General features: G+C 39.5%; 13 protein-coding genes and 1 pseudogene. 5 read left to right on the top strand and 9 right to left on the bottom strand.

What is annotated here, in order from left to right; genetic code table 11:
• Positions 1-37 precede the first annotated feature (37 nt).
• Positions 38-880, top strand: a complete 843-nt coding sequence (gene fghA, locus FLM47_RS07125; protein WP_138593909.1) for an S-formylglutathione hydrolase — start codon at positions 38-40, stop codon at positions 878-880.
• Here fghA and FLM47_RS07120 read toward each other — a convergent pair.
• Entirely contained in the window at positions 834-1208 is a 375-nt protein-coding gene (locus tag FLM47_RS07120; protein WP_010389876.1) for a hypothetical protein, read from the bottom strand. The genes fghA and FLM47_RS07120 overlap by 47 nt on opposite strands.
• Positions 1209-1411: 203 nt before the next feature.
• Between FLM47_RS07120 and FLM47_RS07115 the strand changes: the two genes are divergently transcribed.
• On the top strand, positions 1412-2596 hold the full coding sequence (locus FLM47_RS07115; protein ID WP_178956002.1) for a DUF1624 domain-containing protein: 1185 nt from the start codon (positions 1412-1414) through the stop codon (positions 2594-2596).
• Between the two features lie 52 nt (positions 2597-2648).
• On the opposite strand, the gene FLM47_RS07110 is transcribed toward FLM47_RS07115, so the two are convergent.
• On the bottom strand, positions 2649-4556 hold the full coding sequence (locus FLM47_RS07110; RefSeq protein WP_178956000.1) for a beta-ketoacyl synthase: 1908 nt from the start codon (positions 4554-4556) through the stop codon (positions 2649-2651).
• Positions 4557-4684: 128 nt separating this feature from the next.
• Here FLM47_RS07110 and FLM47_RS07105 point away from each other — a divergent pair, with 128 nt between their 5' ends.
• Entirely contained in the window at positions 4685-5695 is a 1011-nt protein-coding gene (locus FLM47_RS07105) for a GlxA family transcriptional regulator (protein WP_178955998.1), read from the top strand.
• A 129-nt stretch (positions 5696-5824) separates the two neighbouring features.
• Positions 5825-7054, top strand: a complete 1230-nt coding sequence (locus FLM47_RS07100) for an EAL domain-containing protein (RefSeq protein WP_178955996.1) — start codon at positions 5825-5827, stop codon at positions 7052-7054.
• Between the two features lie 13 nt (positions 7055-7067).
• Here FLM47_RS07100 and FLM47_RS07095 read toward each other — a convergent pair.
• The 3 genes and pseudogenes from FLM47_RS07095 to FLM47_RS07085 form a co-directional block, all read right to left on the bottom strand.
• Positions 7068-7579 (bottom strand): annotated as a pseudogene (locus FLM47_RS07095) (MgtC/SapB family protein).
• A 13-nt stretch (positions 7580-7592) separates the two neighbouring features.
• The gene (locus FLM47_RS07090; RefSeq protein WP_178955994.1) at positions 7593-8738 is read right to left on the bottom strand and encodes a GNAT family N-acetyltransferase/peptidase C39 family protein; all 1146 of its coding nucleotides are present in this window, start codon (positions 8736-8738) and stop codon (positions 7593-7595) included.
• The gene (locus FLM47_RS07085; RefSeq protein ID WP_178955992.1) at positions 8738-10132 is read right to left on the bottom strand and encodes a RimK family protein; all 1395 of its coding nucleotides are present in this window, start codon (positions 10130-10132) and stop codon (positions 8738-8740) included. Before FLM47_RS07085 ends, FLM47_RS07090 begins: the two co-directional genes overlap by 1 nt.
• Positions 10133-10441: 309 nt before the next feature.
• Here FLM47_RS07085 and FLM47_RS07080 point away from each other — a divergent pair, with 309 nt between their 5' ends.
• Positions 10442-10777 carry a zinc ribbon domain-containing protein YjdM gene (locus FLM47_RS07080; protein WP_178955990.1) on the top strand — a complete coding sequence of 112 codons (336 nt, stop codon included), beginning with the start codon at positions 10442-10444 and terminating at the stop codon, positions 10775-10777.
• Positions 10778-10829: 52 nt separating this feature from the next.
• Here the strand turns inward: FLM47_RS07080 and FLM47_RS07075 are convergent, their stop codons facing one another.
• The 4 genes from FLM47_RS07075 to secD all read right to left on the bottom strand — a co-directional run bounded on the left by FLM47_RS07075 (position 10830) and on the right by secD (position 14989).
• The gene (locus tag FLM47_RS07075) at positions 10830-11381 is read right to left on the bottom strand and encodes a hypothetical protein (RefSeq protein ID WP_178955988.1); all 552 of its coding nucleotides are present in this window, start codon (positions 11379-11381) and stop codon (positions 10830-10832) included.
• Between the two features lie 104 nt (positions 11382-11485).
• Positions 11486-11962, bottom strand: a complete 477-nt coding sequence (locus FLM47_RS07070) for a GreA/GreB family elongation factor (protein WP_178955986.1) — start codon at positions 11960-11962, stop codon at positions 11486-11488.
• Between the two features lie 266 nt (positions 11963-12228).
• A complete protein-coding gene (secF, locus tag FLM47_RS07065) occupies positions 12229-13158 on the bottom strand; it encodes a protein translocase subunit SecF (protein WP_138604839.1) in 930 nt (309 codons plus the stop codon).
• Entirely contained in the window at positions 13151-14989 is a 1839-nt protein-coding gene (secD, locus tag FLM47_RS07060) for a protein translocase subunit SecD (RefSeq protein WP_178955984.1), read from the bottom strand. The genes secF and secD overlap by 8 nt, the downstream gene beginning before the upstream one ends.
• Positions 14990-14993: the final 4 nt, after the last annotated feature.

Below are 14993 nucleotides of genomic sequence, written 5' to 3'. Positions count from 1 at the left end.
AGCCGTTGCTATTAAGTAACGGCTTTTAAGGATTGTTATGTTAGAAAATATCTCAACGGCAAAAGTGGCTGGTGGCTGGCATAAGCAGTATAGCCATACTTCCTCAAGCACCCATTGCAGCATGCGTTTTGCGGTATTTTTACCACCAGGCGCCAGTGAAAAAAATAAAGTACCAGTACTTTATTGGTTATCAGGATTAACCTGTACCGATGAAAACTTTATGCAAAAAGCAGGCGCGTTTAAAAAAGCGGCAGAGCTAGGCATCGCTATTGTCGCACCTGATACCAGTCCGCGTGGTGAAAACGTTCCTAACGAAGATAGCTACGATTTTGCCCAAGGTGCAGGGTTTTACGTCAATGCAACGCAGGCACCTTACAATACTCATTTTAATATGTACGATTATGTGGTGAAGGAACTACCTGCATTAATAGAGCAACATTTTCCAGTAACAACTAAAAAAGCAATTTCTGGGCATTCTATGGGTGGCCACGGCGCATTAATAATTGCCCTTAAAAATCCTAAAGCTTATACCAGCGCTACAGCATTTAGCCCAATTGTAAACCCGATAGATTGTCCTTGGGGTGTTAAAGCTTTTACTGGCTACTTAGGTACTGATAAATCAGTCTGGGCAGAATATGATAGCTGCGAATTAATGCAACAAGCCAAACAAGCTGATTATTTACCTATGTTGGTTAGCCAAGGTGATGCAGATAACTTTTTAGATGAGCAACTTAAGCCACAAAAGTTAGTAACTGTAGCTACACAGAAGGGCTATCCGTTAACACTCGAAATGCAAGCTGGCTACGACCATAGTTACTATTTCATTAGTAGTTTTATAGACCAACACTTATTATTTCATCATCAGTTTTTAACTGCTTAGATTCATTACTGTGTAGAGTAGATTTATCTACTTCTACACATTCTTTTAAGACCTTAGTAACCTGCCTACATTTTCTAATCACACCGTCATCTCCTTTTACTAAACTAAATACTGCAGAGTCTATTTTTAAACCTAGCTCTGCAAAAGAAAATCCGTCCTTATCAACGGGAACTGGCTCAAATGGATTTTCATAAGGAGTAGACCGAGCTGGATTTTTCATCCGCTGATTTTCTTGTGCATTTGAGGCTGCTTGTCCATCCAACATAACGCCAAAAAATGTACAGCCATTAAGCATCAGCAATAGTGATAAAAAAAATATTTTTTTCATGTTTAACCCTTTAGTAGCTTCAACTTTAACTATTTAGTTAATAGAGTAACTCCATTAAAAAAGTAAAACTGTAAAAATCTGTTAGTAAGTAAAAATTGTTTACAACATAATTTATACTAAAGTATTTTATTATCACTCTCGCAAAATGATATAATATAACATATAATTAAACTCGTTTTTTTCATCCATACCAAAGCATATTTATGTCATTACCTTTATCTCAAAATCGTTTACACCATATAGACTTACTCAGAGGTCTTATTATTATATTTATGGTGATTGATCACGGAATGTATTATTGTCTAAATTATTCAGTGACCGATCCCATGACCATACCAGGAACAGATGCGCTTACTTTTTTCACTCGTTTTATATCGCACTTTTGTGCGCCATTATTTGTATTTTTAGCGGGCCTTTCAGCTGCAATAACCGAGCATAAATACACTTCCACGCAAGCTTTTTCAAAAAGTTTAATTATACGTGGACTAGTCCTTATATTATTTGAATTTACTATTGTGTCGTGGTCTTGGAGCTTTAATCCACTGTTTCCAATGTTATACGCTCAGGTTATTTGGGCGATAGGTTGGGGATTTATTATTCTGGGGCTTTTACGTTTAATCGGTCTGTATGCGATTTTTGCCATGGGCTTAATTTTAGTATTTGGCCACAACTTATTTGATGCCGTCAACTTTGAGCCAAATACAATCGCAAATACGATATGGTCTGTTTTACATCAAAAAAATGTACTCGAACTTCCTTTTAACTTTAAAATTAGAACCACCTACCCCGTAGCTCCTATTGTTGGGTTAATGGCGTTAGCCTATTGTGCAGGTGTTTATTACAAAGCCAAGCAATACAGTAACCGAGTTATGGATTATGGCTTAATTTTGGGTGTAAGCTGCCTAGTTTTATACACGCTTTTGCGTGGCTTTAATCTTTATGGTGACGCGTCAATATTTACGATTAGTGACTCTTATTTACTCACTATAATGTCATTTTTAAACCCGACCAAATACCCACTTTCCCTGCAGTTTATGTTGTTAACCGTTGGTATAGGCCTAATTATGCTTAAACTATTGAGCAAGCTAAAAAGTGATTTTTCGCCAAAGTTTTTACAAGTATTGGGTAAAACCAGTATGTTTTCGTACTTAGCCCACTTGTATTTACTGCATGCAATAAGTTGGTTACTTATCCCTGTTTTAGGCTTTAGTTTTTCTGATATGACTTATGGCGAAACACTGGTGGGTTTACCAACTGGGTACGGTATGAGCTATGTTGCAACACTGCTATTTATTGCAGTCGTAATTGGCTTAACAGCCGTTCTTGCCAATTATTATTTAGCATGGAAGCAAAAAAATAAACACAGTTTAATTGCTAAGTATATTTGAACAAACATTAAAAAAGGCGCTATAAAAGCGCCTTGCTAACAAGTATGTGTGCTTAGAACATATCTTGATAGGAATTTGTTGTACTAAATGTAATTGCTTTTTCAAAGCCTGGCAGTGTAATGCTGTGCTCATCTAAAACAATCTCATTTTCATCAATTAAACCATCACCAAAACGGTAAATTAGCGAGTATTGACCTAAATCGGCTTGCGTTTGGTAAGTATGCTGTGCATCTTTTACTTGGCTATGTTTTTCAACATAGCTGTTCATCAGTGCATCACCATGGCGTTTAGCAAGCATTTGCATGGTTACTTTTGCGCTCAGCACAGTCGCAGTTGCATTATTTCCACCAAAGCCTTTTGAGTTAATAAACGCAATATCCATATCACCACAATCGTAGTGGCTATTACGAATATCTAAATGTTCGCTGTAAACATCGTCGGCTACTTTATCAATGGTGGTAATACCCGGCATAATATTATGACTAAATACACCTAACGCAATGGCAAGCTGATCGCCACTAGCAGGCGCAATAGTATGGCCTACATAGGCTTTAGGCGCAGTCACTTTCCAGTTATCAATAGCAAATGTTTGCGCTACTTTATGATAAATTAAAGATTCAGTAACACGATTTTGTGGCGTACTTGAGCCGTGCGCTAAAATAAAGCTACGTTGTTGCAGTGCCTCTTTACCTAACAAGCTAGTAGCAAGTGCTGCTGATTTCGCCATGGTGATGTAATTGCCAGGCCCAGGTGAGGTAATTGACTTTTTAACTCCATCGGCATTCACAAATACATCCGGCACACTGCCCATAATATCTGCACCGAGTTCCAGAGCCAGTGCATCATCCATTAATATAGCAACCTGAGCCCCCTCACCTAAGGTAAAACCGCAGTTCTCACCAAATGGACGACTACTTTTACGGTAATCAGGCTCATCATCATTGCTTAAATTATCTAAACGGCGCAAACCTTCAATATTGGCCAGCGCACTCATATTACCAAAACCTTCAACCACTTCTGGAGTAATCGCGCATTCAACACTTGCAACCACTGCAACACGGGTACGACCAGCTTGAATATCGTTAACGGCAGCGCGCAAGTTATATAAAAATGTGGCACATGCGCCTGAAGTTGAAAAAGTCGTCCCCACATTCCCAGTAACATAGGCGTTAATAAAATCGGTCGACATCGTATTTAAACCCAGCGCTAACTGCTTAGTACTAACACGATCGCCCTGCTGACGCGCTTTAACTAATCCACCTAAGCCTTTATCATCCATTTGACCAATAACCGATGCTGAATAGGTACCAATTTTGTCAGGCTCTACGCTATTCATAATATGTTGCCAATCAAGTCCAGTTGATTTTATTGCATCGGTGGCAGCAAATATGGTCGCTTGTAAACCGCGCGGCTGGTAGCGGCTGTTATACATAATGGCAGGATCAAACCCGGTTGGAAATTGCCCAGCCGACTTAATCGGGTTATCACGGGTTGAATCATGTTTTACATCTAGCTCAGCAGCAATCGTGACTTTTACTTTTTTATTATCAAGGTCATCTATTTGCCAGTTGCTTGGTAAAGGCGATGGTAAGTCACGACGACGTGTTTCAAACACAATTGAACTATCATCTGAAGCCGTTAACGTCATTTTTTGCTGCCAAGGTGTGGCATCAACGTCAAAATGTTCTTTTTCAATTTTTCGAATTAATGTACCAGCAATAATTTGCTCACCAAAGCGTGCTTCAATGTCGCTTTGCTCAACATGATTACCTTGGCTGTCTTCAAGTTGGCCGTTTACTGTAGTCACTAAGTTCATTAATGTGGCAAGGCCTAAAAACGTTTCTTGGCGAGCTTGCGCCGCTAAGCTATCTAACACGATACGACGATAACCTTGATGAAAAGAAGTACGGCCAGCGGCATTAATGCCTCCCATGCCTACAATAACGGGTAGTGCAGTCATAATTTACCTTTAAAATGCGTGTTATAAGAATATGACATTAGTTTAATTGGATTATAGAGACACCTTTGTGCTTTAATAGCCAAATAAGCGGCATAAAAGGCCAAAAACAACTGGTCGGAGCATTCACAATGAGCAACAACCCATTAACTCCCCCCATAAATATTGGTATCGCAGTGTTTGAGCATTTGTTGGTAACCAGTATCACATTACCGATTGAGATGCTGCGTGCGGGTGAGGCTTTTGCCAAAGGCCATAGTGATAAAAATAACTTTAAACCTCTGGCTATTCATTTAGTGGCTAAAAATAGTGATGCCATTAAGACGCGAACTGGACTATCGATTATTCCTGATTGTACTAGCGAAAACTCACCTTATTGCGATTTAGTTATTGTGCCTGGCATTTGGCGTAACCCTCGCCCGGTGATACGCGCTAATCAACAATTAGTCACTTGGCTGATCGAGAGCTTTACCGTAGGAAGTCATATAATTGGAGTAGGCACAGGTAATTGTTTTGTTGCAGAGGCTAGTTTACTTGACGGACATCCCGCTACTACCCATTGGCATTATGCTAAACAGTTTAAGCATGACTACCCTAATGTAAGTTTAAAACCTGATTTTTTTATCACCCAGTCAGAACGTATGTATACCGTAGCCAGTTTAAATGCACTTGCTGATGTTATCGTACATATTATTAGTCAATATTATGGTAAAGAAGCGGCACAACATGTGGAGCGCAACTTTTCCCATGAAATTCGTAAACCCTATGAAGATCAACGTTACTTAGAGGGAGCAGTAGATAGACACCCAGATGAGCTGATTGCACAAATACAGTTTTGGTTAAAAACCAATCTAGCCAGTGAGCTCAACTTAAAGGAGGTTGCGGCTCAATTTAGTCTAAGTTATCGCACCTTTACCCGTCGTTTCAGAAGTGCCACTAACCAAAGTCCAATCGAATATTGGCAACAATTACGAGTAGAAGGCGCCAAAGATTTATTGGCATCTTCTAATTTATCGATTCAGGAAGTTGCTTTAGAGGTTGGCTATAATGACCAAGGGCATTTAACCCGAGTATTTAAAAAAGTATTACGCCAAACACCCAGCGAATACCGTAAAGTAGTCAGGCGAAAATTATTTGGTTAAGTTTTGACTATACCATGCTCACGTTTGATGGTTAGCAAAGATGGATATAGCCTTGATTAGATCTTTTTATATATATAAATTATAGTATTACTCACTAAGCTAATTTGAATTCAAATAGAGAAATAGCCGATGGATAAATCTAGCAAGCTGCTTGTCGATCAACACAATAACGTATCCATTGAAGCTAAGCTAGCTAACTTACTTGCGTTAGTTCGTAAACATTTAGATATGGATGTTGCTTTTATATCTGAATTTATTAACGATGAGCGGGTTTTTAAAGTGGTCGATAATCCCTCTGAAAACCAAATTGTTAAAGTGGGTAATGCCGATCCGATTGATGAAACGTATTGTCAAAAAATCACCGATGACAAGCTTAGCCCTGTTATTACTAATACCAACGCAAACCCAATAACCAAGGCTATGCCGGTAACCAAAAAGTTAGGTATAGGCTCTTATATAGGTGTACCTATCAACCTGTCAAACGGTAAATTATACGGTACTTTTTGTTGTTATAAATCACACCATGATGAGAGCTTGAACGATCGCGATTTATCGTTTTTAAATCTTATTTCGGAAATAGCGACAGGCTTAATTGAAATAAATTTATCCAAACGTGTATCGCGCAATCACACTAAATCAGTTATTCAGCAAATTATTACCGATAATGATTTAAATATTTACTATCAACCTATTTTCAGTTTAAAAAATAATAAAGTTGCGGGTTTTGAATCACTTGCTCGATTTTTTACTACACCTTATAGAACTCCTGATGTATGGTTTAAAGAAGCAAAAAAGGTTGGCTTAAATGAAGCTTTAGAAATGCTAGCCATTAAAAATGCAGTCACCAACATAGCCAAATTTAATAATTCAACTTACATTGCTATTAATTGCTCACCATCGCATATCCTAAGCGGTGCACTTGAAAATACATTACAAAACATTGACTGCACTAGGCTAGTATTAGAAATTACTGAGCATTCACCAATTTCCGACTACGAAAAAATGCGGACAGCACTTACCCCACTCAGAAAAAGAGGGCTTCGCTTAGCTATTGATGATGTAGGCGCAGGCTTTTCATCATTTCAGCACATACTAGAGCTTGAAGCCGATATTATTAAATTAGATATTAGCCTCACACAAAATATAAACACTGACAAACGTAAATTTTTGCTGGCAAAAGCGCTGTGTGGGTTTGCAAAAGCAATCGACTGCACTATTGTTGCCGAAGGAATTGAAACCGAACAGGAGTTCAACTCGTTAAGAAAGCTCAATGTAGACAGTGTACAAGGCTATTTTATTGGCCGGCCCGCACCAATTAACGATGCACTTAGCGCAATAAACGCAACATTGTCCGCATGAAAAACGCCACTATTTAGTGGCGTTCGCTATCTATACTGTCTTTTCGATAATAACGTTTGTGATAACTTTTTACTTTAGCATGTACACCTTTGCTGAGGCTTTTAAACTTAGCTTCGAGTACATCAACACCATATAAAATACCAACCACCAATACAGAAAGCTTAATTGCTGCACCTAAGTTTTCGGTTGCGATCATCACCCCAATAGACGCAAGCACCCAAATAGTAGCCGCGGAGGTAACCCCTACCACGGCACCATCCTTTGCCAGCATAACGCCTGCGCCTAAAACCCAATACCCGTGATTATTTGCCCCACTACACGAGAATGATCAATCACATCCCCTTGTAAATTAAACGCCGTAGATAAAAACAAATATGTGCCTAACGTTATTAATGCTGATGTGCGAATACCCACAGGTTTACCGCGCAATTGACGCTCTATACCAATAATAGCGCCACAAAAAGCGGCGGTGCCAATAGCTGCCCATGAGTATGGCGCTACATCGATAAAATCTAAAAATGTCACTTAATATCCTAATCTATTTTACTTTTCCAATAGCAACTGCCGTTCTGAGCCTTTGGCTACCAAATGCCGACATTTTGCTAAAGTCGCTGCGTGCAATTGGTACATACTGACAATCAATTGCTAGCTGATTGTTATTGCCAGGCTCGCAAAATGGGTCATGTACGTAAACACAATGTGCATCTAAATAGGTGACACACACCCAGTGCGGTGATTTTTTACCATCAAACCGATACGTACTAATTAACAGCAACACACTAAACCCCTGACTCAACCAGTTTTCTATGTCAGTTAATTCAACATCTTTTTGTGTAACTGAAATATTTGCCGCTGCAATACCCTCAACAAACTGTTGATGAACCGTGGCCAATACTGATTTTTTGTTATCACTGCGAACCCCATCTAAAAATAATGGTTCAGATGTATTAACAATTACCTCACTTGTAAAACCGCGTTTATTTGCAGCCAGTGCCAAGCCAAATGGGTGACAACCGCCATGCCCAGAGGTCATAAAAATCGTGGTGCCTTCACGCCACAAAGCTAATTCATGTGACTGACTCAGCTCTGTGTTTGAGTCAAGAGCAGCCATTGCCATTAATAACGCAGCAGGACCACAGGTAAACTCGGTGGTTTGCTGATACCATGGCGTTAAACGCTCAACCTGCAACTCACTGGTTTGGCGAATATTTTTTTGCATGCGTAAGGCATCACTGTGATCGTCATAATAATCACTGTATTGACCAAATACGCGATACCCCACACTTTTATAAAGCCCAATGGCGCTGTCGTTATTTACTGCAACTTCTAGGCGCAAATAAATACGTCCACGCTCACTGGTCGCTTTTTCAAGTTCATTGAGTAATTTTTTAGCTATGCCTTTACCTTGCATCGTTGGTAATACGGCCAGCGAGTACAAACGTGCTAAACGCGTGCCTTTATGACACCACACTAAGCCATAGCCACATAATTGCGCATTTTGCTCAGCAACTAATAAAATCCCATGTTTAGCCCCAAGCCAGCGCTTTAAACTACGCGCACTTAGCTTATCGTTACTAAAGCAAGTATTTTCAAGCGCCACCAATGCTTTTAAGTCAGCGGTTATTGCAGGGCGAATAACTAGCTTGGTCGCCACTGTTACTTTTTCAGCCAAAGCAATAGGCATTAGCCGCGGCCTCGTGCTTCTAAACGCTGTTTAAACTCATCCATAATGATCATGTATAGCTCGTCACCTAAATAGCCGTCTTCTACTTTGTGATCAATACTTGGATTGTCATTTACTTCCAATACATACGCACGACCTTGGTGCTCTTTAACATCTACACCGTATAACCCTTTACCGACTGTTTTACAGGCCTTTAAAGCTGCATCCAATACTACTTTTGGTAACTCAAAGGTTGGTAACGTTTCAAAGCCACCGGAAAAAAAACGTTTTGCATCATGGTTGTATATTTGCCAATGATTACGCGCCATTAAATAACGACATGCATAAATGGCGCGGCCATTAAGTACACCTACTCGCCAATCGTATTCGGTGTACATGTATTCTTGTGCCAATACCAATGCGCTATATTCAAACAGCTCGGTTAATTTAGCTTCAAGCTCACCGCGGTTTGCAACTTTAAACACCCCTTTTGAGAACGACCCTTCAGGCATTTTTAAAACCAGCGGATAGGTAAACGACGCTTCTAGTTGCTCAATTGTGTCTTTTGATTGATCTGCCACCACCACGGTTTTTAAGCTCGGTACTTTTTGATAGTTAAATGCATCATGTAAGTACACTTTATTACAGCACCGTAAAATAGACTCCGCATCGTCAATGACCACTAAGCCGAGGCTTTGCGCTTTACTTGCAAGGCGGTAGGTTGGGTGATCAATCGCTGTTGTTTGACGAATAAATAACGCATCAAACTGGGCAATATTGTCTATTTCATCAAAGCTGAGTGCTTTTGCGTTAATACCATGTTTCGCTGCTGCTTTTATAAAACGGGCTATTGCATCTCTATCACTTGGCGGTACTTTTTCGTTATGATCAACCAATATCGCCATATCCCAACGAAAACGGCGCTCTACTTTACCAATACGCCATTGCGTTTGGGTAAACTCATTGAGCCTTTCAATAAACGCAGTATATTGCTGCTCACTTAATGAGGTTAAAGAGCCTTGTTGCAATAAACCTTGCTGATCGACAAATAAAATAGGCGCTGGGTATTGTTTAAATACCGATTTAGCCGCTTTACTTTGCAATTCATTTAGAGCATTACCAAAATAAACTGCGCCATCAATTTGCCCAGTATTTAAAGTAGGTGCATGGCCGCTTCTAAGCGCGTTTATTGTTTTAACGCTTGGTAATACTTGGTGTTTGCGGGCTTCTGCAAGCAATGAACAATAATAACCCTTACTCAAGTATTGGCTTGAGTCGCATAAATTAATAATGCGGGTTTTAGGTTCGTTGCGTTTTGGGTAGTCACGTAAGTAGGTGTTAAACGTAATGACATTTTCAAATGAAAGAGCAAGTGCTTGCTCGTTGTTATCAACCACTATTAAGGTTTTAAACACGACTTTTCCTAGTTAAGTCAAAATATAAAAATCCCTGGCTAGTTAGCTCAGGTAGTTAAACAGCAAATAGAAACACCCATCGCACTAAGTGCAGCAAATAGCAAATCACTTAATACGATAGGTGCTTTAACGAATATCTACTATAAACGTTAGCGCTTAAATTGCTTAAGCGACATGTGATTTATAAGCCCTTTTTTAGATACACACAAACGAGATATTTTTAGCGTGAAGATAAAAATTTTTGATGAACTTTTTTATTGTTAATTTGTGTTTTAAAATAGCCAAAATTTACCACTAAAAGTGATCATTATGCCTCTTCCCGCTTGCCCTAAATGTCAATGTGAATACGTTTACGAAGACCAACAACTGCTTATATGCCCAGAATGTGCCTATGAATGGAATCCAAATAATACAAGCGATGAAGACGTTATTTTGGTAAAAGATACAAACGGCACTTTACTAGTCGATGGTGACAAAGTAACCGTTGCGAAAGATTTAAAAATTAAAGGCAGTTCTCAGGTTATAAAAATTGGCACGAAAGCGGTAGTTAGACGTGTGCTTGATAAAAAAGATCACCAACTAGATTGTAAAGTCGATGGCATTGGCGAAATGATGGTAACGGCCAAGTTTGTGAAAAAAGCCTGAAATTACAGAACCTCACTTGTAGAAAATTACAGAAAGTAATAACGCTTAACTGCTAATTTTTTAGTTCTTTAGATAGCGCAGCTAATGTTTGATCGTAAGCATTCTGATTAAAGTTACTCGAGTGTGGGTTCATAAAACCATGTAAGTATTCAACACGTTTTACGTTAACATTAGCCGTTGTTGCCAGCACCACCTGTAGTGATTTAACATCAAAGTGCGGCTCATAATAGGGAAATATGAGTTCAATCTCAAATTGTGGTTGTATATCTGTATGGTGCCTAATTTGCGAGCTGTAAAAACAAATGCCCTTAGCTATCGTTTTAATCGCCGGGTGTGCAGACATTGACCAAATCGCCGATGCGCCAACACTAAAACCTATCAATATAGTGTTGTCAGCGAGTGGTTTAATCGCTTTTTGTAAAATAGCTACATACTCATCAAGGCCAATATGCTGACTAAAATACTCATAGGCCTGCTGTTCACTGTTAAATGCCATATCAACCCCGCCATAGGGATCGACAATAGACTGAGCGTTTAGTTTTTCAGCTAATACTTTTAAAGCCGCTGTATTACCAAAAATATCACTGACCAATACTAAGTTCATAAACGGCTCATCTTTAATTTTATTCTATAAGTTTTAGGCAATTATTTAACAAAAATACCTACGAGATGCTTCGCCTCAGAGTAAGAGACAAATACAAACTACATTTAAAGTACTTCAACCACGTCATAACTATGTTTTACATCACCGATAGTTAAACTAACTTCATCATCGACTTGTTTACCTAATAACTGTTGGCCTAATGGTGCGCCAGAGGTAAGCACTTGAATAGTTGTGCCTTTAATATCAACGGTTAATCCTCCAGCTGCTGGGCCTAAATAAAACCATTTTTGTGTGCTGGCATCGTCTTCTAAACATACCAATGAGCTTATAGCGATAGTGTCTGTAACGGGTTCGTTGTATATGGCTTCAAATAGTTGTATTTCTTTATAGCACTCATTAACTCGCTCTGCATGGCCTTGTGCTAAATAGGCAGCTTCAAGCCCAAGGGTATCGTATTGGGTCTCTGCAATACTTTCTTCATGGGTAGCGGTATCGTGAGCTGTTTGAGCTGCAATTTTAGCAGTGTTTAGTTGCTCATCTAAGGCAAACCGCAGGTGCTCAGTAACATGGGCTTTAATCATTTGGAGAATTCACTCAATTCGATAAAATAATTTGTTATTTTATACCAATCTGCTTGGATATGGGACCTATTTTAACGATAAGAAAATTGCTCTATAACTAGGCAAAATTTTTGACATCTAGTTGTTCTAAATGAAAAAATGTTAACAACGTTATAGGGGAATTTAATTCGTTAAATTGTTCAAATATTTATGCAGGTTGGTATTAGCATTGTTGCTACATTGAACACTATCCCTTTGCTGTGTAACAACAATGCTAATATTTAAGGCTATGGCATATCCATTAATGCCTGCGTTTGCTGATCCACTTGCTTATCGTAGTTTTTAGCACTTAACCCAAGTAGCTCAGGTAATGTCGCAGCAATACAAATAGACGACAGCGTGCCTACGACGATTCCTGCAAACAAAGCAATGGCAAACCCCTGCAGCGGCGTGCCAGCTAACAGCCAAACACTTGCCACCGTAGCTAGCGTAGTCCCAGAGGTAATAAGCGTACGAGTTAAGGTGCTTTTAATAGCGCTGTTTATAATACTGCTTGGTTTGAGTGTGATGTTTGTTGGTATGCGTAATAGCTCACGTACCCTATCACCCACTATTATTGAGTCATTTAGGGAGTAGCCAATTATTGCCAATAAACTGGCTAAAACGGTTAGATTAAACTCTATTTGTAACCACGAAAATAAGCCAACCACCAGCACTAAATCATGTAATAAAGCCACCACAGAGCCTAATGCCAAACGCCACTCAAACCGAACAGCTAAATAAATCATTACCGCTACCATAGCAGCAAATAAGGCTAAGCAGCCTTGCTCAAATAATTCATCACCCACTTGAGAGCCAATATAAGCCGATGATAAAACCTCAGCATTTATAGTTGGGTTTTGGCTAATCGCGGTTTTCCAAGCATCATTATTAGCTTCCTCACTTGGCGCTTGCGTTAATTGAAAATGATTATTGCCCTGTGCTGTAAGTTCAAATTCACCTTGATGGTTTTTAGCAATAAATTGCTCAAGCTGTTTTAGTTCAACACCTTGGCTGGTGGTAAATTCTGTTAAATAACCACCCGTAAAATCAAGGCCAAAATTAAGCCCTTTTTGTGCAATGGTGAATACCGATAACAACACAAACATGGCACTTATAAGCAAGCCTATATAACGCATACGTGACCCTGTCTCACATTTAAAAAAAGTGTTAAGCATGCGCGTTTACTCCTGCTTTTTTACCCAGCTTTAAATATAAGCTTTGGCTTAAATATTTCGATACATACACACCAGTAAATACCGATGTGATAAGACCAAGCGCCAGCGTTATCGCAAAGCCTTTTACAGGGCCATAACCTATGCCATATAAAATAATCGCGGTGATCATGGTGGTAATATTGGCATCTAAAATCGTATTCGCAGCTTGTTTATAGCCCTCTTGTATCGCTTGATACGGGGGACGACCTTTGCGACGCTCTTCTTTTATGCGCTCAAATATAATCACGTTAGTATCAACCGCCATTCCTATAGTTAATACTAAGCCTGCTATCCCTGGAAGAGTTAAAACCACCCCAGGTAATAACGACATTAGCCCCACTAAAGAGGTTAAGTTTAAAATTAACGCAACATTTGCAATAAGCCCTAAACGGCGGTACCACAGTGCCATAAACGCAAGCGTTAAACCCATGCCTAACATTAGCGCTGCTAATCCATTATTAATATTGTCTTGGCCAAGGCTTGGACCAATAGTTTGCTCATGCACTATAGTTACGGGCGCAGTGAGTGATCCTGCGCGTAGTAATAGCGCTAAATCGGCAGCCGCTTGTTGGCTTTGCATATTGGTTATACTAAAACGCGAGCTTAAATGCTGGGCAATGTTCGCTACATTAATAACTTCGCTTTTTTTAACCACTTCACCTTTGGCATTTTGTGAATACTCTGAATAGAGCGTTGCCATAGGTTTACCTATATTCGCCTTTGAAAAAGCCGACATAGCATCGCCACCTTGGCTATCTAAGCTCAGTTGTACCAAAGGTTTACCCCAATCATCACGCCCTATATTAGCGTTATTAATATGCTCACCGGTAAATATAGGTACAGGGTCAAGCTTTATGGTCCCTCCCGATTGCAGATTAAACGTTTGCCCGCCTCTCTCTTTAAGTTGATAAAACCCCAATGACGCGGTTGCACCAATTATGCGTTTTGCTTCAGCCGGATCTTGCACGCCAGGTAGCTCAATACGAATGCGCTGCTTACCTTGGCGCTGCGTAACAGCCTCGGTTATGCCGAGCTCTTCAATGCGTGAGCGAAGTGTGGTGAGTGTTTGGCTCATCACTTCTTTATCAAATGCGCTACGCCCTTGCTCAGAATAGCTAATTTTAACGACCTGTAAGTTGCCATTAGTTGATGTGGTTGTAGTGAGGTTTTCAAAACGGCTTTTAAGCTCTTTTATAACAACTGTTAGCTTATCGTCAGCATTCTCAAGCGCACTTATTTCAAAGCCCTGATTAGTCTGCTGCGCTTTAACGCCATAGGCTTTTTGTTTAACAATAATGGCTTTTGTTTGTTGATATGCACTGAGCAATTGCTCATCTATCGCTTTTTCTAAATCAACATCAAGTACAAACAATACCCCGCCGTTTAAATCAAGACCCAGTTTTATGGGCGATAAACCAAACTCTTGTAACCAAACAGGGCTGGTTGCATGTTCAACAATTTTAACCTGTGTATTTGGAAAGTTTGATTTTAAAGCCGCTTGAGCCTGCGCACTTTGTGTAGGCGTATTTAAAAGTACATTAATATGTGCTGGGTCTTTTAAACTTTCACTCACTTCAAAACCTTGGCTATTTAAAAAGTTAACTAGGTTCTCAGTACTTGGCATTACTTGCGTTTTAACATCAGAAGCTGCACTAATATGCAACCACGACTTATTCGGGTATAAATTAGGTAAGGCGCTTATTGCTAGTAACACTAATACAATCAGCATGGCTACATAGCTCAATTTAAACTTAGCCTTAAATGGCTTTTTCTCTTTTTTTAGACTTAACATAGTT

Source organism: Pseudoalteromonas sp. Scap06 (genome assembly GCF_013394165.1).
In the GTDB taxonomy this organism is placed as follows: domain Bacteria; phylum Pseudomonadota; class Gammaproteobacteria; order Enterobacterales; family Alteromonadaceae; genus Pseudoalteromonas.
The sequence above is the reverse complement of the archived record's forward strand: the minus strand, read 5'-3'. Positions and strand labels throughout refer to the sequence as shown.